Origin of the sequence: Weissella thailandensis, assembly GCF_005405465.1 — a bacterium.
GTDB lineage: Bacteria > Bacillota > Bacilli > Lactobacillales > Lactobacillaceae > Weissella > Weissella thailandensis.
Map to the genome: position 1 here is coordinate 1 of NZ_BJEC01000009.1, position 22,417 is coordinate 22,417.

General features: G+C 39.0%; 24 protein-coding genes. 1 reads left to right on the plus strand and 23 read right to left on the minus strand.

The genetic code is table 11. The features are described from left to right. A partial coding sequence (locus tag FFM62_RS05115; protein WP_218022159.1) for an IS3 family transposase occupies nt 1-334 on the plus strand: 334 nt, incomplete at its 5' end. 78 nt (nt 335-412) lie between these two features. On the opposite strand, the gene acpP is transcribed toward FFM62_RS05115, so the two are convergent. The 23 genes from acpP to comGA form a co-directional block, all read right to left on the minus strand. Further along, on the minus strand, nt 413-655 hold the full coding sequence (gene acpP, locus FFM62_RS05120; RefSeq protein ID WP_075269988.1) for an acyl carrier protein: 243 nt from the start codon (nt 653-655) through the stop codon (nt 413-415). A 66-nt stretch (nt 656-721) separates the two neighbouring features. Continuing rightward, nucleotides 722-1,756, minus strand: a complete 1,035-nt coding sequence (gene plsX, locus FFM62_RS05125; protein ID WP_115471146.1) for a phosphate acyltransferase PlsX — start codon at nt 1,754-1,756, stop codon at nt 722-724. A gap of 93 nt (nt 1,757-1,849) precedes the next feature. Continuing rightward, complete coding sequence (gene recG / locus FFM62_RS05130; protein WP_115471147.1) at nt 1,850-3,886, minus strand: ATP-dependent DNA helicase RecG; 2,037 nt, start codon at nt 3,884-3,886, stop codon at nt 1,850-1,852. Nucleotides 3,887-4,008: 122 nt separating this feature from the next. Beyond that, on the minus strand, nt 4,009-5,694 hold the full coding sequence (locus FFM62_RS05135; RefSeq protein ID WP_115471148.1) for a DAK2 domain-containing protein: 1,686 nt from the start codon (nt 5,692-5,694) through the stop codon (nt 4,009-4,011). A 24-nt stretch (nt 5,695-5,718) separates the two neighbouring features. Then, complete coding sequence (locus FFM62_RS05140) at nt 5,719-6,081, minus strand: Asp23/Gls24 family envelope stress response protein (protein ID WP_115471149.1); 363 nt, start codon at nt 6,079-6,081, stop codon at nt 5,719-5,721. A 127-nt stretch (nt 6,082-6,208) separates the two neighbouring features. Then, nucleotides 6,209-6,409: a large ribosomal subunit protein bL28 gene (locus FFM62_RS05145; protein WP_115471150.1), complete on the minus strand. Its 201-nt coding sequence runs from the start codon at nt 6,407-6,409 to the stop codon at nt 6,209-6,211. 122 nt (nt 6,410-6,531) lie between these two features. Further along, nucleotides 6,532-7,200 (minus strand): thiamine diphosphokinase, encoded by a 669-nt coding sequence (locus FFM62_RS05150; RefSeq protein ID WP_115471151.1) that lies wholly within the window; start codon nt 7,198-7,200, stop codon nt 6,532-6,534. Continuing rightward, on the minus strand, nt 7,200-7,859 hold the full coding sequence (gene rpe / locus FFM62_RS05155) for a ribulose-phosphate 3-epimerase (protein WP_115471152.1): 660 nt from the start codon (nt 7,857-7,859) through the stop codon (nt 7,200-7,202). The genes FFM62_RS05150 and rpe overlap by 1 nt, the downstream gene beginning before the upstream one ends. Nucleotides 7,860-7,885: 26 nt before the next feature. Next, a complete protein-coding gene (rsgA, locus tag FFM62_RS05160; protein ID WP_115471153.1) occupies nt 7,886-8,800 on the minus strand; it encodes a ribosome small subunit-dependent GTPase A in 915 nt (304 codons plus the stop codon). 21 nt (nt 8,801-8,821) lie between these two features. Further along, nucleotides 8,822-10,759 carry a Stk1 family PASTA domain-containing Ser/Thr kinase gene (pknB, locus tag FFM62_RS05165; protein WP_115471154.1) on the minus strand — a complete coding sequence of 646 codons (1,938 nt, stop codon included), beginning with the start codon at nt 10,757-10,759 and terminating at the stop codon, nt 8,822-8,824. After that, nucleotides 10,760-11,500: a Stp1/IreP family PP2C-type Ser/Thr phosphatase gene (locus FFM62_RS05170; RefSeq protein WP_115471155.1), complete on the minus strand. Its 741-nt coding sequence runs from the start codon at nt 11,498-11,500 to the stop codon at nt 10,760-10,762. It abuts the gene before it with no gap. Nucleotides 11,501-11,530: 30 nt separating this feature from the next. Then, nucleotides 11,531-12,901, minus strand: a complete 1,371-nt coding sequence (gene rsmB / locus FFM62_RS05175) for a 16S rRNA (cytosine(967)-C(5))-methyltransferase RsmB (protein WP_115471156.1) — start codon at nt 12,899-12,901, stop codon at nt 11,531-11,533. After that, the gene (fmt, locus tag FFM62_RS05180) at nt 12,894-13,844 is read right to left on the minus strand and encodes a methionyl-tRNA formyltransferase (protein ID WP_115471157.1); all 951 of its coding nucleotides are present in this window, start codon (nt 13,842-13,844) and stop codon (nt 12,894-12,896) included. Before fmt ends, rsmB begins: the two co-directional genes overlap by 8 nt. Before the next feature lie 68 nt (nt 13,845-13,912). After that, nucleotides 13,913-16,333, minus strand: a complete 2,421-nt coding sequence (gene priA, locus FFM62_RS05185) for a primosomal protein N' (RefSeq protein WP_115471158.1) — start codon at nt 16,331-16,333, stop codon at nt 13,913-13,915. A gap of 162 nt (nt 16,334-16,495) precedes the next feature. Then, complete coding sequence (locus tag FFM62_RS05190) at nt 16,496-17,683, minus strand: acetate/propionate family kinase (RefSeq protein ID WP_115471159.1); 1,188 nt, start codon at nt 17,681-17,683, stop codon at nt 16,496-16,498. Between the two features lie 105 nt (nt 17,684-17,788). Then, a complete protein-coding gene (locus tag FFM62_RS05195) occupies nt 17,789-18,796 on the minus strand; it encodes a class I SAM-dependent methyltransferase (RefSeq protein ID WP_115471160.1) in 1,008 nt (335 codons plus the stop codon). 67 nt (nt 18,797-18,863) lie between these two features. Further along, nucleotides 18,864-19,160: a hypothetical protein gene (locus tag FFM62_RS05200; protein WP_075270004.1), complete on the minus strand. Its 297-nt coding sequence runs from the start codon at nt 19,158-19,160 to the stop codon at nt 18,864-18,866. Continuing rightward, complete coding sequence (locus FFM62_RS05205; RefSeq protein WP_240005918.1) at nt 19,144-19,533, minus strand: hypothetical protein; 390 nt, start codon at nt 19,531-19,533, stop codon at nt 19,144-19,146. Before FFM62_RS05205 ends, FFM62_RS05200 begins: the two co-directional genes overlap by 17 nt. Before the next feature lie 20 nt (nt 19,534-19,553). Further along, nucleotides 19,554-19,724 carry a hypothetical protein gene (locus tag FFM62_RS10115; protein ID WP_165845904.1) on the minus strand — a complete coding sequence of 57 codons (171 nt, stop codon included), beginning with the start codon at nt 19,722-19,724 and terminating at the stop codon, nt 19,554-19,556. A 13-nt stretch (nt 19,725-19,737) separates the two neighbouring features. Next, a complete protein-coding gene (locus FFM62_RS05210; RefSeq protein ID WP_115471162.1) occupies nt 19,738-20,130 on the minus strand; it encodes a hypothetical protein in 393 nt (130 codons plus the stop codon). A gap of 1 nt (nt 20,131) precedes the next feature. Next, a complete protein-coding gene (locus tag FFM62_RS05215; RefSeq protein WP_115471163.1) occupies nt 20,132-20,458 on the minus strand; it encodes a competence type IV pilus major pilin ComGC in 327 nt (108 codons plus the stop codon). Continuing rightward, the gene (locus FFM62_RS05220) at nt 20,455-21,459 is read right to left on the minus strand and encodes a type II secretion system F family protein (protein ID WP_115471164.1); all 1,005 of its coding nucleotides are present in this window, start codon (nt 21,457-21,459) and stop codon (nt 20,455-20,457) included. Before FFM62_RS05220 ends, FFM62_RS05215 begins: the two co-directional genes overlap by 4 nt. Further along, a complete protein-coding gene (gene comGA / locus FFM62_RS05225) occupies nt 21,419-22,342 on the minus strand; it encodes a competence type IV pilus ATPase ComGA (protein WP_115471165.1) in 924 nt (307 codons plus the stop codon). The genes FFM62_RS05220 and comGA overlap by 41 nt, the downstream gene beginning before the upstream one ends. Nucleotides 22,343-22,417 lie beyond the last annotated feature (75 nt).

Here is a 22,417-nt window from a genome sequence, read left to right on the forward strand (position 1 = left end):
AAATACTAGACCCAAATTAAATTACCGTTTAACAATCCACTCTGGCCAGGGATTCCAGTATCAAAATTATGAATATGTCTCACGTTTGCAGAACAACCATGTGTTTCAAAGTATGAGTCGCAAAGCGACCTGTCTAGATAATGCTATGGCGGAGAGCTTCTTTCATCTCTTGAAGGTAGGAACTGTCCATAATAACCATTATCAAAACTATGACGAGCTGAAGTCTGCCGTCAATAATTATATCTATTACTACAACAATAAACGGATTAAAACAAAGCTGGCCGGAAAAACTCCGGTTCAATACCGAAGTCTTTCCGACCAGCTAGTTGCTTAAACTTCTCTCCAATTTTTGGGGTTCAGTTCAACCTCAGTTTATATGATATTGCCTATTTTAATATGACAATTAACGAATTTACTTAGCGCGTGCTGCAATGTAATCAACAGTATTATTAACTGTAATTAACTTTTCGGCGTCCTCGTCTGAAATTTCAGCACCAAATTCGTCTTCCATTTCTAAGACTAATTCAACAAAGTCAATTGAGTCTGCATCAATATCTTTTGTTAAGTTAGTTTCACCAGTTATACTAGCTGGATCTAATTCAAAATGATCAGCAACTAATGTGATTACCTTATCTAAAATTTCCTGTCGTTCCATGATAACTACTTCCTATTCTTAAATCATTTACCCTAAGCGTATCTTATTTTTATCGTAACGTCTAATCTACTCAGCCGATTTTGACAAATCAGACTTATGCTCTGCAACAAATGCCTCTGTCTTTGAAACAAGGTCAGTTTCTAACATAGTATGTATCTGCCCCATTGTGTTGGAAACTGCACTAGGTCCTGCCGAACCGTGAGTTTTAACAACTGGTGCTTTAACCCCTATAACGACTGCTCCACCATGTTGCGAATAGTCTAACTGTGACTGAATGTCTTTCATGGCTGGTTTCAACATTAATCCAGCTAATTTAGTTTTGACATTACCGTCTAGAATAGCATGCTTAATTAAGCGTAGCATTGCAAGGGCCGTTCCTTCAGTTGCTTTCAAAGCTGCATTACCTGAAAATCCATCGGCAACCACAACATCTGCTGGACCTTGTAGCAGGTCACGAGATTCTACATTTCCTACGAAATTCAAATAAGACTGTGAGGCACCATGCTTTAACAGTTGATGGGCTTCTTTATGAATTGGATCACCCTTATCTTCTTCGGCACCATTATTCAATAGTCCAACACGCGGGTTATCATACCCTAGAACCTCTTGCGCATAGAATGAGCCCAAAATACCATATTGATATAGATGAGTTGAGCGATTTTCAGCATTCGCACCAACGTCCATCATAGCAAAGGCATCATGCGGACCATCAAGCGCTGGTAAAACAGTCAATAGTGCTGGGCGATCAATACCGCGTATACGACCTACCGTGAAAATACCGACCGCTAATAAGGCACCAGTATTTCCGGCTGAAAAGATTGCTTCTGCTTTCCCATCTTTAACAGCTTGTGCTGCCATAACTAAAGAGCTTTGCTTTTTACGACGAATGGCTTTAACTGGTTCTTCACCCATCTCTACGATTTCATCAGATTGTATTAACGTCAAACGTTCTTCATTTTTTACTAATGGCTTTACTTTATCTAATTGACCAAATAGCAAAAATTCTGTATCTGGCATGTTATCACGTGCTTGTTCAATACCAGCTACGATCGCTTCGGGTGCATTGTCACCACCCATTGCATCAACAGCAATTTTATACATAATTGACTCCCTCACGGATTTATTTCTTTTTATAATTGCAATACTATAAAATGTAACACATTTTATCGTCCTGGTAAAAATATAAAGTAACTTTTAATCAAAATTACGATATCGACCCATTGTTTCTGATAACATTTCAGCCAATCCGGCCATCTCTGGCGATTTATCCCAATCAGGCTGTGAAACAATTTCAATTGCTTCCTCCTGGGCAACGTTCATCATAGCCAAGTCAGCAATGGGGTCACCAACCCTAAACTCTGGTACACCTGATTGACGATTTCCTAAAACATCACCCGCACCACGTAATTCTAAGTCCTTTTGAGCTAAGACGAACCCATCGGTCGTTTCAACCATCGCTTCCATACGATCGATACCATACTGGGTTTTGGGGTCGCTTACTAAGAAAGTATACGCTTGCCGTTCACCACGCCCAACTCGACCGCGTAACTGATGCAGTTGCGATAAGCCAAATCGATCAGCATCCAGAATCAACATCATGGTTGCATTTGACACATCAACACCAACTTCAATCACGGTTGTTGCCACCAAAACTTGAAATTGGTTCGCCTTAAACGCTGCCATAATACTATCTTTTTCTTCATTCGATAACCGTCCGTGTAATAAACCAACGTTAAACTTAGGAGCAAAGTAGGCCGACAGTTCTTCATAAACCGCTTGCGCATTCTGAACATCCAATGTTTCAGATTCCTCAATTAAGGGTGTCACAACATAAGCTTGGGCACCCGTCGCTAGCTGCTCTTTAACAAACTGAATAGCCTTTTCGAATTTATTATGACGTAACCAATACGTTTTAATTGGTTTCCGACCTGCAGGTAATTGGTCAATAATTGACACATCCATTTCACCATATGCTGTAATAGCTAAAGTTCGTGGAATCGGTGTCGCGGTCATGGCCAAAATATCTGGGTTGACTCCCACTTTTCGAAGAGTCGCCCGTTGTTGCACACCAAAACGATGCTGTTCATCAATAACTGCCAGACCAAGATTATGAAACGCAATATCTGGTTGAATCAACGCATGTGTTCCAATCAAAATATCAATATCACCATCCGCTAAATCTGATAATATTTGTCGCCGGGCTGCTGCTTTAGTCGCCCCTGTTAATATTTCGACACGTACTTCATTTGGATTAAAATAATTTCCTATCGTGCGCGCATGTTGTTGTGCCAAAATTTCAGTAGGAGCCATTAAAGTTGCCTGCATGCCCGCAGTAATCGTTGCGTACATCGCTAATGCAGCAACAACTGTCTTCCCCGACCCAACATCACCTTGTAGCAAACGATTCATATGTACAGGTCTTCGCATATCACGCACAATTTCGTTGACAACCTTTTTTTGTGCAGTTGTTAATTCAAAGGGCAACGTTTTAATAAACGCCTTTAACTTTTGATTATCAAATTCCACTGAACGTCCTTGATTTTGTCGATCCATTTGTTTGATAACTTGCAATCGCATTTGAAAAACAAAAAATTCCATAAACGATGCGGTACGCCGCGCTTTTTCGGCCATGAGTTCATCATCAGGTGCATGCATACCAAAAATGGTATCGTGATAATTCAATAAGCGGTATCTACGTCGAATATCTGCTGGCACAATTTCCTGGGTCAGTAAGTCACCATATTTACCTAAGGCCTGAAAGACTAAATCTTTAATCGTTCCTGCCTTTATCTCCTTTGAAGAAGGATAAATAGCTTCTAACTCATTTTCGTTGTTTTTAGGCATGATTTTAATAGCCGATAAACTTTGATGAGTCTTACTATAAGTGCCATAAACCGCAACTTCTTCACCAACCACAATATTTTTCTTTAACCAAGGCTGGTTAAAAAAAGAAATTTGAACCGTATCATGAGACACCGTCAGCCTAAAGTTTAAGCGTGTCTTTTTAAACCCCATCCGGCTAACAACTGGCGGGGAAGTGACCAAGCCTTTAAACGTTACTTTCTCGCCATCCAGCGTTTCAGAAGGTAATTTTTGTGCTAAATCATTGTAACGCCTTGGATAATACGTTAATAAATCATCAATTGTAAACACACCCAATTTATTAAGGGCTTGTTCACGTTTTGGACCAACACCTGACAATTCTGCAATACTATCCATTAAGCTTGGCATATTTCCCCTCCTTTCTGATTAAACGACTAAAAGGTCCTTAGTAACTTATGCACCAAAGACCTTTTAAATAAATTCTGACATGTTTTTTATTGTGCATTTAAACTGAATAACACATTAGATTACTATTCAACTGATAGCAAAATTGGGTATAGTGGTTGACCACCATCATGAATTTCAAATTCTAATTCATCATCTAGTGCTTCACCAGCTGTCTGTAGCGCTTCAGCTGCATTAGTTGTTGAATCCTGACCATAATAAATCGTAACCACTTCTGAATCTTCATCGACCATTTTTGCCAACAATTCTGACGCAGCTTGATCAACATTTGCCTCAGGAACTGCAACAACGATTTCGCCGTCTAATAGACCAATGGCATCCCCAGCTTGGATAGATAACCCATTAATCTTTGTATCACGAACAGAAGTCGTCACCGATCCAGATTTAACTTCAGGAATCATTGCAGACATAGCTGCTTCATTCTCATCAAGTGACTTCAATTGGTCATATCCTAGAACAAGCGCCGTCAATCCTTGTTGAATCGTCTTCGTTTTCACGACTTTAACAGGTACATCGGCTAGAGAAACAGCCTGTTCAGCTGCCATAAAGATATTACCATCATTAGGCAATATAATCGCACTTGCCGCATGACTATCTTTAATTGCCTGCAACAAATCTTGTGTTGCAGGTGCTTGTTTACTATCAATAATGACAGTTGCTCCTGCAGAAGCGAAAATTTCTTTGATACCTTCCCCTGCAGCAGTTGTAATAATTGCTATTTCAGGGCCATTTTCATTACCTTCATCAACTGATTGAGACTTTTGTTCAGCTGCAACACTAGCTGCTTCAGCTTGCTGATCACGCATATTATCTACTTTAACTTTACGTAGTGACCCAAATTGGGTTCCCCAGTTAATAACATCACCTGGGTCCTCTGTATGAACGTGAACTTTGACAACATCATCATCGTTAATGACAAGTAATGAGTCACCCAAGCCAGCAAGATGATTATAAAATGTATCATAATCAAATTTCTGATTATAGGTCGTTCCCTTAGCAATATCCACCATAATTTCAGTACAGTAACCATACTGGATATCTTCTGGATTCAATTCACCTTGCACACCAGCGTTGTGTAATGAAAGAACCATTGCATCAAGATTAGCATTGTCTAACTCGGTTTTTACTTCTTGACCAGACAATACGGCATAAAAAGCACTCAAAACAATCACTAATCCTTGACCACCAGAATCAACAACACCAACTTCTTTTAAAACTGGCAATAATTCTGGCGTTGAGGCAAGGGCTTTTTCAGCTGCCTCTAATGCATCGCCCAAGACTTGGGTAGCATCATCACTTTTTTTCGCTGTCTGATTTGCGGCTGAAGCAGCCTCACGAATAACTGTTAAAATAGTTCCTTCAGTTGGCTTCATAACAGCTTTATAAGCTGTTTCAGCACCACCCATTAAGGCATCCGCTAAATCACGAGCTGACAAAGTTTGCTTATCAGCAATTTTTGCCGCAAAACCACGAAATATTTGAGACAAAATAACTCCCGAGTTTCCACGAGCTCCCATCAATAGACCTTTTGCCGTTGCTTGAGCTAACTTACCGAGATGTGTATCATTTTCATTGCGTTCGTACTCGGCACCACTAGCCATCGACAAAGTCATATTTGTTCCTGTATCTCCGTCAGGAACGGGGAAAACATTCAATTTATTTATTTTTTCCGCATTATTTTTTAACGCATCCGCTGCTGCGTTAATCATTTTACCAAACTCATCGTTGGTAATTGTCGTTACAACTTCCACAGTATTTAACTCCTTATAACCAGGCTAATCCCCTAGCATACGTACGCCTTGAACCGTCACATTTACCTCACTAGCAACAACGCCTAACATAACGTTCAAATCATTTTTAACACGTGATTGTACACTCTTAGAAATTTCGGAAATTTTCATGCCATATCCAACAATAATATGAACATCTACCGTGACACCACCATCTTGTTGGCGAACAACAACACCCTTTGAGAAGTTATCACCGTTCAATATCTGATTCACACCATCACGCAACGGATTTTGGCTGGCCATACCGACAACACCATAGTTATCAGTTGTTGCCCCACCTACAATCGTTGCAATGACGTCATTTTCAATTTCAATAGCACCTTGTGCTGTTTGGATCTTTACTGCCATTAGAATGACCTCCATATAAAGCTAATACTATTCTACCACAAGCTTGGCATTAGTACCGGCTAGTAATCGCCGCAATCATTTTTATGCCGTATAAAAGAAAAAAGCTACCAAACGGCAGCTTTTTATCTTATACACGCTCAATTGAGCCGTTCTTCAAACCAGCCTTCAAAGTACGAGCTGATAGGTACACCTTCTTAGGTGCTGAACCGTTAATCTTAACCGTTACTTTTTGCAAGTTAGGCTTCCAGCTACGACTACTTGAGTTAAGGGCGTGTGAACGTTGCTTACTAAAACGAGTACGCTTTCCATTGACTACATCAACTGCCATATGTTTACCCTCCAATCTTAAGCTCTTTTAAATTCAGTGCTTTTATTTACTTGAATAATAATACCAAACCCTTACACAATAAGCAAGAGTTTTCTGTAAAGTATTTTTACTTTACAGTTTTTTTACTGATCAGCAGTTTGCCCAATTAAGTCTCGGCTTTGGATAACAGCCACGATACCACTTTTAAAAGAAAAATGATTGACTGTACCATCAAACTCATTTGAAGAAAACGAAAATGGATTCCCAGACCAGTTAGTTAATCGGTATTTTTCGTCGTCTAGAGTCAGTCCACTAACTGGCGTTAATGGCATGAAACCAAGATACTTCATCGTTGGCTCTTTTTCAATCGTATGCTCACCTGGTAAAAAGAATGAAATGCGATTAATCCGATCGATTATCGTAATTTTTTCAACTATGGCAGAAAAACGTGGTTGCGTAAAAATCCAAATATTCGATAATAATTGATCTATACGACCACCCGTTGCACCATAAATTTCAATTTCGTCTGGTTGGTAATTTTTTTCAACCAGACTTAACAATAGTTCGGTATCCGTGTCATCCTTTTCAGGCTTAACACTAACAATTTTAGGTAATTGATCAACTAACTTTTGTTGTTCTTCAGTAGTTACGGAGTCAAAATCGCCAACTGTTAAAATCGGAATTTGTCCTAAATTCAACAAGCGCAACGACCCACGGTCTGCAGCCGCCCATGGTCCGGCAAGTTGCCCGCTTTTTAAATCATCTGGCCATTCTGTGACTGGCCCACCAATCAACAAACGTATTCGTTTCATTAGTCAGCCGTAACTTCCTTCAATTTTGCAATCTTGGCTGCAGGATCCACTTTATCATAAACATAAGAACCAGCTACTGCTACCGTTGCGCCGGCGTCATAAGCCATCTTAGTCGTTTCATCATTAGCACCACCATCAATTTCAATATCGAAATCATAGCCCTTTTCACGTTTAATTTGATTCAAAGTAGCGATTTTCTCGATCATTTCAGGTAGGAACTTTTGACCACCAAACCCGGGGTTAACAGTCATTACCAATACTTGATCAACCATATACAAAACTGGTTCAATCAAAGAAACTGCTGTGCCGGGATTAATGACAACTTCTGCTTTGATACCATGGCCTTTAATTTGTTGCAATGCACGATGAATATGGTTCGTTGCCTCATAATGCACACCAATAATATCTGCACCAGCAGCCGCAAACTCATCAATATAGCGTTCAGGTTTAACGGCCATTAAGTGAACGTCCAGTGTCATATTACTTACTTTACGCAATGCTTTTACCCAATTTGGTCCATAGGCGATAGCTGGCACAAATGAACCGTCCATCACATCAATGTGTAATAACTCGGCCCCTGCATTTTCCACTAATGCTACATCATGGGCTAAATTCAAGTAATCCGCAGCTAAAATAGATGGTGCAACTTTAATTGTCATAATTTTTACCCTCTTTAAAAGTACTACTAATGTTTTTTATCATGTTTATTATAAACCGGGCGTCGACCCGCAATCAAATCATAAAATAATTTATAATTCTCATATCTGCTCGCCATAATTTTCCCTTCAGCCACAGCTTCTTTAACTGCACAACCAGGTTCATTCAAATGAACACACCCTCGAAATCGACAGTTACTTGAAAAATGGTTGAAGTCTCGAAAATACTGTCCCAATTCTCGGGCAGGCATATCAAAAACTTCAAAGGCTGAAAAACCTGGTGTATCGGCTACAAAACCATCAAACAAATTAATTAATGCAACTTGGCGGGTCGTATGACGACCACGACTCAACGCCTGTGATACCTCACCAGTAGCTAAATTAAGCTCTGGTGAAATATGATTTAGTAGCGTACTTTTCCCAGCACCAGTTTGTCCCATTAAAACATTTAACTTATCTGCTAGTAGCTGCTCAACCTGACCAAGACTCGTTTCGTCAAAAGCCTCCTCTGGTAAGATAACTTGATAACCAATCTGACGGTACCCATCAGCAATCGTAGCAAACATCTTTTTTTCTTCACTATTCAGTAAATCAGTTTTCGTAAAATAGATAACTGGTTCTATATTTTTCTCTTCAAGTGCGACAAGTTGACGATCCAACAAATTGCTTGACCAATCCGGCATTTTCACTGCCGTAACAATAATTACTTGATCAACATTAGCCACCGGCGGACGGACAATACTATTCTTTCGTTCGTCAATAGCAAGAATGTACCCTTCTGTAGCCGTTTCAGCACTAAAAGTGACCCAATCACCCACCAATGGTTTTAATGATTTTTTACGAAAATTTCCCCGCGCACGGGTTCGAAAAGTTTTGCCTTCTGCGGTTAAGACATCATAAAATCCCGCTAATGCTAACTGAATTTGTCCATGATATTCTGCCATCTAAACTCCTATCTAATTTAACTAATCTGACTCTGATGATGAACTAGATGATTGCGAACTCTCTGATTCTGGTTCACTAGTTGAATCAGACGTCGTATCCTCAGACTCACTGCTTGATGAACTATTTTGCGATGAACTACTACTCTCGCGTTCACTGTCATTATCACTTTCGTTCTCGCTACTGCTATTATCATTATTGCTTGATGATTTTGATTCACTACTTGATGAATGAGATGCCGCATTTGGACCATTTGAAATCGTCACCAGCAAGACATCACTTTTAGTCAGCTTACTACCTGGTGTCATTGATTGAGAAACGGCATAGCCAGCTGGAATACTATTTGAATAAACACTATTAAAATCGACTGAGACACCATTACTTTCCGCCCACGCACTAACTGTACTTTGGGCCTTACCAGTAAAATTAGGTACCGTATAACTTTTTGGACCAGTTGAGACTTTGAATTTTACCTTAGTTTTGCTTGGTACCACACTGTCTTCTGCATCCACATTTTGTGACACAATGTATCCCTTTGGTACCGTGTCACTGACTTCTTCCTTTTTCGTGACTGTAAAGCCTTTATCTTCTAGTTTGTCACTAACTGTACTGTACTTCTCATTGACGTAATCACCAAAGCGTACTTTGGCTGGTCCATTAGAAACAACTAAGTCAATCACTGAATTTGCTGCCACTGTTTTACCAACCTTTGGCTTAGTTTGAATGACCTTACCACGATCAATATCACTTGAATGCTTCGTCGTAATATCACCCATCTTTAATCCGTCTTCATCCAAAGTCTTTTCAGCATTAGCTTGTGTCATACCACGTACATCAGACACATGAACATTATCTGGTTGCATTGCACCATAAACACCAAAACCACCAATTATAATCACCAGTGCTAGTAATGCTAACCATATATATCGGCGACGTCGTTTATTTTTAGATTTAGCAGCAAATTGTTGCTTCTTTTTACTAGCGTCTACATGATTTTCTTTTACAAGTGGTTCAGGCTTTTTCGTTTCAGCTGGACGTTGACTTGCCACTTCCTTAATTTGTGCCAACGGAATAACTTTGGTCTCAGTATCATCTTCCTCAGCATCATTAGGATCATGCCAAACTGGTTCATTGATTCGATTTGGTGACAAGACAGTCTCTAAATCATCTAACATCGCTTGGGCTGAAGTGTATCTGCTCATCGGGCTTTTAGCTGTTGCTTTGAAAATAACATTTTCCAGCGCCTGTGGCACACGTGGGTCGACCTCTCTTACTGATGGCATTGGATTTTGAGCGTGCTTAACGGCAATTGCCACCGCCGTTTCACCTTCAAATGGTACATGTCCAGTAATCATTTCATATAGCATAATTCCTAATGAATAAATATCACTACGATTAGAAGCAACTTCACCACGAACCTGTTCAGGTGCCATATAATGGACAGACCCAATTGCTGTATTTGTTTGCGTCATACCAAATGATGTCTGTGCTCTAGCAATTCCAAAATCTGAAATTTTTGCTTCGCCTTCATTACTTATCAAAATATTTTGCGGTTTTAAATCACGATGAATAATCCCAGCTTGATGGGCAACTGCTATTCCAGCCAGAATCTCTTGCATAATATCAACAATCCGACTAACTGGAATCGGCCAGTTCTCTGCAATATAGCGTTTTAAATCCATTCCTGAAACAAACTCAGTTACTAAATACTGTGAGCCACCTTCTTCACCATAATCGTATACCTGAATAATATTTGGGTGCAAGATAGCTGATGTCGCAGCAATTTCATTATTGAAACGTCGACGAACAGCCTCATCATCTCGCATGTCCAAACGCATCAGCTTTAACGACACGTCTCGATCTAAAATAATATCATGCGCACGATAAACGTTAGCCATACCACCTTCGCCAAGTGGTTCTACAATGCGATATCGTTCACCAATTAATTGATCTATTCGCATTTAGTAGTCCTCACTTTCTTGGTGACCAATAAGTACAGTCACATTGTCTGATCCGCCAGCATTATTTGTTTTCGTAATTAACTGCGTAACCGCATCAGCAATATCATTAGCTGATAAAACCGTTTGTAAGATATTTTCGTCACTAACATGTTTCGGCATACCATCTGTCGTCATCAAAACATAGTCATTTGGGTATAAATTAATCGCAAACAAATCTGGTTTTGAATCATCTGTCACACCTAATTGACGTGTAATCAAATGCCGGCCAGGATGAGTCACTGCCTCATCTTCTGTGATAGCACCTTCTTGCAACAATTCATTCGCCAAATTATGATCTACTGTTAATTGTCTCATTTGACGTTGTCGTATGACGTAGGCTCTGGAATCACCAATATTAGCAATTATTAGTTGATTTGCCAATATTACCGCAATCACTAAAGTTGTTGCCATACCATTTAGCGTTCGATAACGTTGGGCCGTCTTCACAATTGTGTCATTTTCACTATTAACCTGTTCAATTAACCACTGCTTAGCTGTTTCGACTGTGTCAATCGTTGATTGTTGCCATTGATTACCAATGTGGGAAACAGCCATCGTCGCTGCAACATCCCCACCATTTTGACCACCAACACCATCAGCAACAATAGCTAGCTGCGCACCTGATTGATTGATAAAAACACTGACATAATCTTGATTTTCGGCACGCATACGGCCAGTGTCAGATGCATATGCTATTTTCATATCTTATCATCCCTTCATCACTACAATCCATTATTGTTTAACTAATGTCGCTATAAAGAAACCATCTGACTGAAAATCATCAGGGTACACGTGTAACATGCCTTGATCATCCAAAACATCTAAGTTATTGACTGTTTTAGTAGGCACTAATTTAAACTCACTATGACTTGCTAAAAAGTCATTGATAACATCTTCATTTTCACTTTGCAAAATCGTACATGTACCGTAAACAAGACGACCACCCTTTTTTAACTTACTTGCAACTGCTTCTAAAATAGCACGTTGAATTTTCTGTAATTGGTAACTATCTTGTAATGTTTTTTCATACCTAATTTCAGGCTTCCGTCGTAACAATCCAAAGCCTGAACAAGGTGCATCCACTAAGATACGATCAAATGTCTCATCTTCATACTTTTCACTTACTTTTCGCGCATCCAAAACTTGTGTTTCTATGCGGTCTGCAACATGTAATCGATTGGCATTTTCTTTAATCAATTTAGCTTTGTGATCATGAATATCTAAAGCGACAACATGACCACCTTGTGCTTGGCCCAGGTACGTTGCAATTTGTGTCGTTTTACCACCTGGTGCAGCGGCAGCATCAAGCACTTTACTATCTGGCATAATCTCCAGACTAGGGGCCATTAGCATTGCTGATTCATCCTGTAGGGTTAACAAACCATCTTGAAAAGCCTGTGAGCCAGCAACATGACCACCAGAAACCAATAATGCATCAGGAGTGACTTCAGAAGATGCCACATGATACCCATCGTCTTCTAACAACTTCGTCACCGCTGCTGGTGAAGTCAGCTCATGGTTTACACGTACGGATTGCTTTGGTGCTTCATTAATTGCCGATGCAATAGCAACTGTCTTAGACCAACCAAGCTGATTATTTAACGTTTCAATCAACCACAATGGTAGCGACGTTTTGATTGATAAACGTTGTGTTTCTTCTTCAATGCCTTCAAAGTCGGCCAGACCTTGTCTTTGGATTGCATGCAAAACACCTGTAACGAACTTTCGCGTACCATCATGGCCACGACGTTTTGCAATATTAATGGCTTCGTCAAGAATCGCATGATCTGGAATTTTATCCAAATATTGCATCTGAAATAATGAAATATACAATAATTCACGCACCCAGGCATCCAGCTTCTGTGGTTGCTTAATAAACGGTGTTAGCCAGTACTCTAAAGTTAATCGATGTTGGATTACACCATAAACCATTGTTGTCAACAGATGAACGTTCTTCTCCGACAAATTGGCTTGCTTAATCATACTATCTAGTTGCAAATTAGAGTATGCCCCATTGTGCACTTTTTCTAAAACACGAACCGATAAAGCACGAGGATTAGTTAATTCCCAATTAGCAATTTTTTGGTTACTTTTTTTACTCATAAGTAATTACTTGATCTCCCTCTGCAAAATTTGCATGACCATTTAGATAGGCTGTGATTGTCATTTTAGGCTTACCAGCAGGCTGCAATTCATCAATTGCAATCACATGTCCATCGCCAGCCGCCAACCATAATTCATGCTTTCCTTTTTTCACAACCGTGCCGGGCTTTGCATCTGTCGTCTCATCAACCAGATGTGTTTGTTGAATTTTCGTCCGCGTGCCATTAATTGACGTATGGGCAATCGGAAATGGAAACAAGCCTCTAACCTTATTATGGATAACTTGAGCTGATTTCGTAAAATCAAGAATCTCTTCCTCAGGTTGAATATTGGGTGAAAAGCTTACTTTATCAACATCTTGTGGTACAGGTGTCACATCCCCTGAAATTAATTTTGGCAAAGTAACTAATAATAAATCACGACCTAATAAACTTAATTTCTCAAACAGTGAACCAGTATTGTCTTCAGGTAAAATTGGCAATTCTTCTTGCGCAATAATATCTCCCGCATCCATTGCTTTAATCATATACATAATTGTGACACCGGTCTTTTCATCGCCATTTAAAACAGCATAATGAATTGGTGCTCCACCACGGTATTTAGGTAGTAATGATGCATGAACATTAATAGCCCCCATTTTAGCCGCATCTAATAACTTGGTTGGTAGAAATTGGCCATAAGCAGCCGTAATAATGAAATCAGGTGCTAATGAAATAATTTGTGCCATTTCATCAGAACCTGATAACTTATTTGGTTGTAAAACCGGAATATCGGCCGCCACTGCAACTTCTTTTACTGGCGTTGGTTTAAGCATACGTTTACGCCCAACTGGTCGATCCGGTTGTGTCAAAACAGCCAATACATTATAGGCTGAATCATCAATTAAACTTTGTAAAATAGGGGCCGCGAACTCCGGTGTACCCATGAAAACAATACTTGTCATTGCTTTTTTAACTCCTTTATACATATATGTATGATAATATCAACCCGTTTGGGCGATATTATCTGTAACTACATGAAATTAATTGGCTCACGATCAATCATGATTGTGACACCCTGTTTTTGTAATTGCTGACCTTTTTGCATTAAGCTTGCAAGTGCCTGCATTAAATTATCATCATGTCGATATTTAATAACTAATCGATAATAATATTTATTTTTTATACGTGGAATCGTTCCTGTGGCTGGTCCCAGCATGATTGTTTCATTGTTGATAATATCTTTCAACCAATTAGCAATTTCATAGGCAGCCTTTGCTGATTCATCAACCTTTTCATGTGCAAATTTGATTTGAATCGTAAAATAATATGGTGAATATCGCCAAGCATGTCTAAGTGCCATCTCCTGATGGTAAAAAGCCTCATAATCCTGATGTCTAGCTAACTGAATCGCATAATGATCTGGATTAAAGGTCTGCATAATAACATTTCCAGATTTATCCCCACGACCAGCTCGGCCAGCAACCTGAGTTAGTAATTGAAATGTGCGTTCTGAGGCACGAAAATCAGGCAATGATAAGGTTGTATCAGCATTTAACACGCCCACCAAAGTAACATTCGCAAAGTCTAACCCTTTGGCAATCATTTGAGTTCCTAATAAGATATCAGCTTCATGGTTACCAAAGGCTGTCAACAATCGATCAACCGATCCTTTTTTACGCGTCGTATCAACGTCCATACGTAATACTCGTGCCTGCGGAACTTGTTGCTGTAATTGTTCAGCTACTTTCTGCGTTCCAGTACCAAACTGACGAATCCTTATTGAACCACAATTTTTACATTTCGTTGGTATAGTTTCACTATAACCACAGTAATGACAAACTAATCGTGAAACATCTTTATGAACGGTCAACGCCACATCACAATTAACACAACGTGGCGTGTACCCACATTCACGACAAACTAAAAAATTAGCATAACCCCGACGATTTAGCATCAGGACAATTTGTTCCTTTTTAGCTAAACGATCTTTAACAGTCGCTAACAATTGTGGTGAAAAAACATCATCACCACCCTGTTTAATAGCCTCTCGCATATCAACGACATGTGTTTCTGGTAATGTACTATTCGTTGCACGATGATTCAATGTTAATAACTGATAAACACCTTTTTGCGCACGTGCACGGCTTTCTAATGATGGCGTTGCCGATCCCAAAACCAACGTTGCCTGGTGATATTTTGCACGCCATTGCGCAACATCTCGTGCATGATATCTAGGGTTTTCATCTTGCTTGTATGATGATTCATGTTCCTCATCAATGATGATAAGGCCAATATTTTTAAGAGGTGCGAAAACTGCTGATCTTGCGCCAACCACGACGTGCACCTCTGATCGTTGTACACGTCGCCATTCATCATATCGTTCGCCATCAGATAGTCCCGAATGCATTACGGCAACATCATCACCAAAGCGGCCTTTCACGCGACGCACCATTTGTGGTGTCAAAGTGATTTCAGGCACTAACATTAGTGCTGTTTGCCCAACAGTCAATGCCTTTGCGATGGTCTGTAGGTAAATTTCTGTTTTTCCAGAACCTGTCACGCCCTCCAACAAAAAAGTTTTTGTATCATGTTGCGAGACATTATTTGCAATATTTATGTAAGCTTCTTGTTGCTCTGCATTTAAAGCCAAGGGTTGTGTGCTTTTCACAGGCGTACTCAGTTTTGGAATTCGATATGCCTCTAACGGCTTCTGAATAAGCCAGCCTTTACTTTCTGCTTGTTTGACTGATGCGTAATCTAATCGGTACGATTTAATCACTTCTTTAACTGGAACAAATAATTGGGACGATTGTATCAGGTAGGAAAGTAATCGCGCTTGTTTCACAGCAGACGGACGTAATTGTGATCTTTGATTTTTATAAAACTCTACTGACTTAATCGGTTTTAACGCATTAATTTTTTTAACTTTTGCTCGATTTTTTACAACATAACCAATTTCAATCACGCGTTGTTTTTGTAATTTCAACAAAGTAGGTACTAGCGCCATATCAACATTTTCAGCATCAAACGGTACCTCATCACGATCAACAAATAAATTTTTAACCTCTGGTAAGTCGTTCAAAGCTTCCGGTTCAACGAGTCGCAAAACCTTGCTATATTTAGCACGCATAACATTTGGCAACATTGTTTGCAGTACACTGATACGAAATGCAAAATTATAATTTGCAACCCAAGTTGCTAATTCTAATAATTCATCATTTAAGACTGGCTCTAATTCGACAATCTGCATAATATCTTTCAATTTGTCAGGTTGCTCTGCCTCATCACTAATTTCAATCACAAAACCTTGTACCAATCGATTCCCCTTACCAAAAGGAACGACCACTCGCATACCACGTACCAGCGCTTCTGAAAAAAGACTAGGAATGTGATAGGTATATGGTTGGTTGGTTTGCCTTGTTGGTACATCAACAATTACTCGCGCGTACATAAACTTTCTCCTTCCTAATCTTTAGCCAAAGTAATTAGTCACTTAATTTATTTTACCAGAATTCATGCAATCGACCTAATGATGCTTTGATTAATTACCAAATAAAAAGCCAGAACCAAAATAGTTCCAGCTTTCATAATATTATATTGAAATTACTTATTATTACTTATCTTGTAATGCTTGAACATCACGCGCAATCATAAGTTCTTCATCAGTAGCAACCTTCAAAACCGCTGCAGTTGAATCATCCGTTGACAAAATGATTTCATCATCTCGTGAAGCATTCTTCTCGGCATTAATCTTAATACCCATGAATCCTAAGCGGTTAATGATTTCTGCACGAACAGCGTCATCATTTTCACCAATACCAGCAGTAAATGTCAATGCATCTACACCACCAAGCTCAACATAGTATTGCCCAATGTAACGAATAACACGATCAATAAAGATCTCCAATGCCAATGCTGCATGATCATTAGTATCTGAAACAGCTTCCAAATCACGCATATCAGAAGAAAGTGATGATACTCCTAATAATCCTGACTTTTTATTCAAAACATTAAGCATTTCATCGTTTGATAATCCTTCACGATTTTGAATGTAGTAAACAAGAGAAGGATCAACATCTCCTGTACGTGTAGCCATCATAACACCGGCTAATGGTGAGAATCCCATTGATGTGTCGTATGACTTACCATCTTTGATAGCAGTAATTGATGCACCCGCACCTAAGTGCAAAGTAATCAACTTCATATCTTCTAATTTCTTACCAAGCAATGCAGCAGTACGTTGGGCAACATACATATGAGATGTTCCGTGTGCACCATACTTACGTGCACCATACTTTGTATAGTATTCATATGGCAAAGCATATAGGTAATTCTTCTTAGGCATTGTTTGGTGGAATGCCGTATCAAACACTGCAACTGAAGTAGCATTTGGTAGTAACTTTTGGAATACACGAATTCCCAATGCTTCTGATGCATTATGCAATGGTGCATATGCAGCTAAACGTTCAATCTTGTCAAGCGCTTCATCATCAACAATAACTGACTTGTTAAACCACTCACCACCGGCAACAATACGGTGACCAACACCAGTAATTTCTGTAAGGTCTGCGATAACTTCGTGTGCCTTTAATTGCTCAAGCAACAAGTTGATTGCTGCTTCATGATCAGCAATTTCTTGCACAAGCTCAGTTTTCTCCCCATTAAATTTCAAAGTAAAAATTGCATCGCTCATACCGATACGTTCTACTTGTCCCTTTGCAATTACTGTTTCTGCTGGCATTTCAAATAATTGAAACTTTAATGATGATGATCCAGCATTAATCGCCATTGTCTTAGCCATATATACTTATCTCCTCTTTCCATACGGAATTCATTATTAACTCAAAATAGTATATCACAAATAATCAACTTTCGTGTACATAAAGCCATCAACAAGATACTGCTATCACTTAGTATATAAGTGATTTGCCTTCATCCAAGCTGTCAATTCTGTCACAAACTTTTTGTTTTCAGGTCCATCAGTTAATTCTGGTGCCTTGGCTAACATGACAGGTTTTGCTTGTCTAGCATTGTCTCCAGAACGTTGTAATACCAAGATTACTTTTCCTAATTTGGGATCTTTGAATAATTTATCTGGTAATTGAATAAGAGACTGAAAGTACACCCCATCAGTTTGTATATAACTTAACAATTTTTTGCTTTGGTCACTCTCAAATAAATTTGCTGGTACGGTTAAAATTGCCAAACCACCTGGCTTTAATGCAGCAATACTTTGCTCTATTAATAGGTGATGTACAAATGTCAAGCCTTCCTCAGCTTTTGTTGCAAAATTTTCCGAAATTTCTTGAGGATAATAACCAATAGGTAAATCACCAATAACAACGTCAGCATCTGCCGTCATTTTTGTCGCCACACTATCAGTTAATGAAATTTGCCATGATTCGTCTAGTAACGCTGCAACACCACTTGCAACTGTCAACATCGTATCATCATTTTCAAATCCTTTAACGTGGACCGTTTTCCCCGCAGACTGTAATACTTGACTCGTCGTTGCCAATAAGTTTCCGGTACCAAGAGTTATATCCTTAAGTTGCACCGCCTCTTTTCCCTCAGTAAACGTATCAGCAACAAAGGCAATCCACATGCCGATTGCATCAGGCGTCACCTGATAATTAGCCTGTAAACCATCCTGATGAATCGTGCCAACTAGCAAAAATTGTATCACTTGGCGTCGGTTGGCCACTTGTAGATCTGAAAACTTTGCTGCTTGGACATCTGACTGAATATCCTGCCTTTGTTCATCAGATAATGATGCCCAATCCTCATCAGTCTGTTCTAACATCACTTCAAATAAAATAATTAAAGCTTCTATTGATGCAATATCTAGGAAATCCACTAGTTTCTGCTGAGCTGCCTGTAGATTTTTGACACTGCTTTCAATTGATTCGTACATGTCGTTACCTCATCTTTCATTCTAGAGACTAGTTTAGCTAGTTTCTTGATAACTGACAAGCGCTATATCATTTATTTATTTGTGGTACCCTGACTGTTTGTAATTCCGTAACCTTTACAATGTAGTGTCCCCTGGCAATGCCAATGACACGTGGTAAAACAAATAATCGTTTATCAACTTTAATTTCCTTGCAATTTCGTATATAGTGTACAGCTTGATAACGGCCTAACCAATATTGATACTCTTGTTTTCTGACCTGTTGTTGTGTCATTTGTTTTCCTAACCAAACTGTTAATCCCATCAATAAGCAACAACTCAAGGTAACTGTCTGGACTAAAATGATTGCCTTACGTTTTCTGACCATTAATATATATTTCTTCCTTAAAAATTGCCCCATTTGTAAACTGCAAGGTCATGTTATATAAATGCGGCCTTAACTGTTTAAAATTCACTTTTTTCACTTGCAACATGTAAGATAAAAATTTGCCGTCTTGACGATATAGGCACAAACAGTGCCCCCATAATCCAAGACGATACGTCTTATCTGTTTTCAAATTTTTGATTGTTAAAACATGCTCAGTGGCCTTAATAATTTGATAGTTCCAAGCATCATTTTCTAAGCGATCAATTAACCGTGTAACCTGTACCTTTTGGATTTCATAATTATGTTGCTGATTAACGAGTTTGAGCCCCTGTGTTGTGATGGCAAAGGTAAACAATAGACCACTAAGAATCATTAGTGCCACCATACACTCAATTAACGTAAATCTGTTCCTGTTAACCATGCTTTACGTTCCTTATAATATTTTTCCTTTATAACATTGATGGCATGTTCATCGGAACAGTTGCGTTGACTAACAGATTCAATCGATTGCCAACCGATCAACAACGTGCCCAAAACAACCACCATACTCACTAAGGCCTCCATTAAAATAAACCCCTTACGTTGTGAACCGATAAGCGCCACCTCCTAATTGAAAAATTAATGAAACACGTTCATTGGTCATACGATTGTAAAAACGAATTGTCCCAGCAATTACAGTGGTTGGTCGCCAATTAATGTGCACATAATTACTAGTACACCACCCCTTAGGTAATTTAATTTCTTCATCACCTATACAAAGCGTATCGCCCTCCCCATAGATATTAAAATCAAGCGCTCTTCCTAAAACAACTTTTTGCTGTTCTTTGATATACTTCTGGGCAAATTCCTGCTTTACATTTTGCCAATTTCGAGCATGTTCGTACTTCGGTAATATTGCTGGTACAGTAAGTACGACACAGATAGCTAATACAATCATTGTTTCGAACAACATGATGCCTTTTCGGTTCATATCACTTGCCTTGAACTACCTTATCACCCTTAATTTCAAAGTGTGCTTTTGTCATTTGCTGTACTTGTGAATTGGTTAAATAACCTGAATTCATTAAATTAGCTAGTGTAACTGCTTGGCCGTTACCGTCTTCATGTGCAATATGGTACATATTGATTTGGCTTTGCAATGTGTGCATTAGTGCCGTTCGTTGGCGGTCTTCAGCCGCTTTACGAATACTGGCAACATTAGGATAAATCAATACGACTAACAGGCCAATAATGAATAACGTCGTCACAACTTCAATTAAAGTAAAACCTCGACGGCGTGAAAATTGCTTCTTTTTCATGACACGATTCCTCCCATATTTTTATACATTGGTACCAGCGTTAAGTAATATAACCCAATAACAATCAGACCGATAATAGCAAAACAAATTGGTTGAATTAGCGTTAGATACTTTTTGATGCGTTCATCTAACAATTCAAATTTACGACTCGCTAATATTTGGAAATTTTCACCAATTTGTTGTTGTGTGTGCCCAAGCTTGAACAATAATGCAGATTCCTTTGGTAATAAATCGACAGATAACACAAAATCACGAATATCTTCCCCGTTACTTAATGCTTGCCAAGCCTTATCACTAATATAAGAAAGCAGTTCATTTTGTGAATTTTGGCGAATTCGCTCCACAATAGTCACCAGCTGCACCCCGCTCGATATTAAGAGACCTAATTGTAATGAAATATAATACTCGATACTAAGCCTTAATAGCGGGCCTAAAATAGGGCACCTCATCAGCAACTTCATTCGCATCTCCCACCGTTGCTTCGTAAACCACCAAAAACTAAGTGAGCAACTAATTATAGGCAGTGCACAGCCTGTTATAATCCAAAAAGTATTGAAACGTAAATTTAAAGTTGATAAATTCATACCCGCTTGCCTAAATTCAGGCAGTAAAACAGTCAAATAGCCAACAATTAATATAAGTAAAAGAACCATCAAAACCATTGGATATAACAGTATTTGGCGTAATTTACTAAATTGTGTTAATCTTATTCGCTCGCGAGCACCTAATTCTTGGAGCAATGGGGTCAATCGGCCATGAATGATTGCAAAGTCAAGCTGTTGTACAATTTCACTCCTGACATAAGGTGTCATGACTGCCGCAAAAGTCTTGCCAGCCGTTAAACCAGCCATAATGTTTGCCATATCCTTTACTGGCAACTTAAGTAACACCTGTAACATCTTTAATGAATTCTCTAAATCAAAACCAACCTTTGATAAGTGACATAAGTTTTCAAAAAATTCAACTTGAAGCTTGCGACGCCATTGCATTTGTTTCTGCATTTTTTAAATCCACCAATAATTCATTTAACTGTTTGCCACTAGTCATTTTTAAATGTACATACGCCTGGTTGTCGTGAGTCATCATTTCCTGATAACCCAAACCAACCACCACCTGATTTAATAAATCTATTGGCACACCGAATGCTCGTAAGCGATACCAAATACCTTTGATTGACATGGCATGCACAGTACTCAAAATCAAGTGACCACTCAGCGCTGCTTGAACAACGATATGAGCAGTCTCAGCATCTCGAATTTCACCAATAATCATAATATCGGGATGGTGCCGTAATGCTAACTTCAGTAGCTGTTCATATCCCATATGCGCAGCATTATTTACCTGTAATTGTAAAAATTCTGGTGCGACTAATTCGACAGGATCCTCAATTGTTAGCACCATTTGATTATCTAAATGATTAGTTGCAACATGATAAAGCGTCGTTGTCTTGCCAGAGCCCATCTGCCCCGCCAGTAAAATCAATCCTTGTTTTAATTTTAGAAGATCAGCTAATTCATTTAATTGATGCTTGGGTTGCCAATCTAAAATATTGTCCTGCATATCATAAATTAAGCGAATGACAATTGATTCACGATTTAAAAAATCTGCCACACTTGAAACTCGTAAGTGCAATGATTGTTGGTCTATCGAATAGTGCAAACGTCCGAGTTGCGGTCGACGAACCTCACTAATGTCCATATGAGCTGAAAATTTGATATGACGAATAAGCGCCTCACCGATTTTCGTATTAAAATGATGTACTTTTTCAATACCAATAGCCGAATAATAGATAACTTGAAACCCATCTGAATCTGGCCAAATATAAATATCACTTGCATGACGTTCTGAAGCAGCAACCATAAGCTTATAAAATGTTTTTTGCATTTGACTTTCACCTCCTAACATTAACAGAGACGTTGTTCCTCTCGAATTGTCCATCTTTAACAAAAAAGAAGCTGG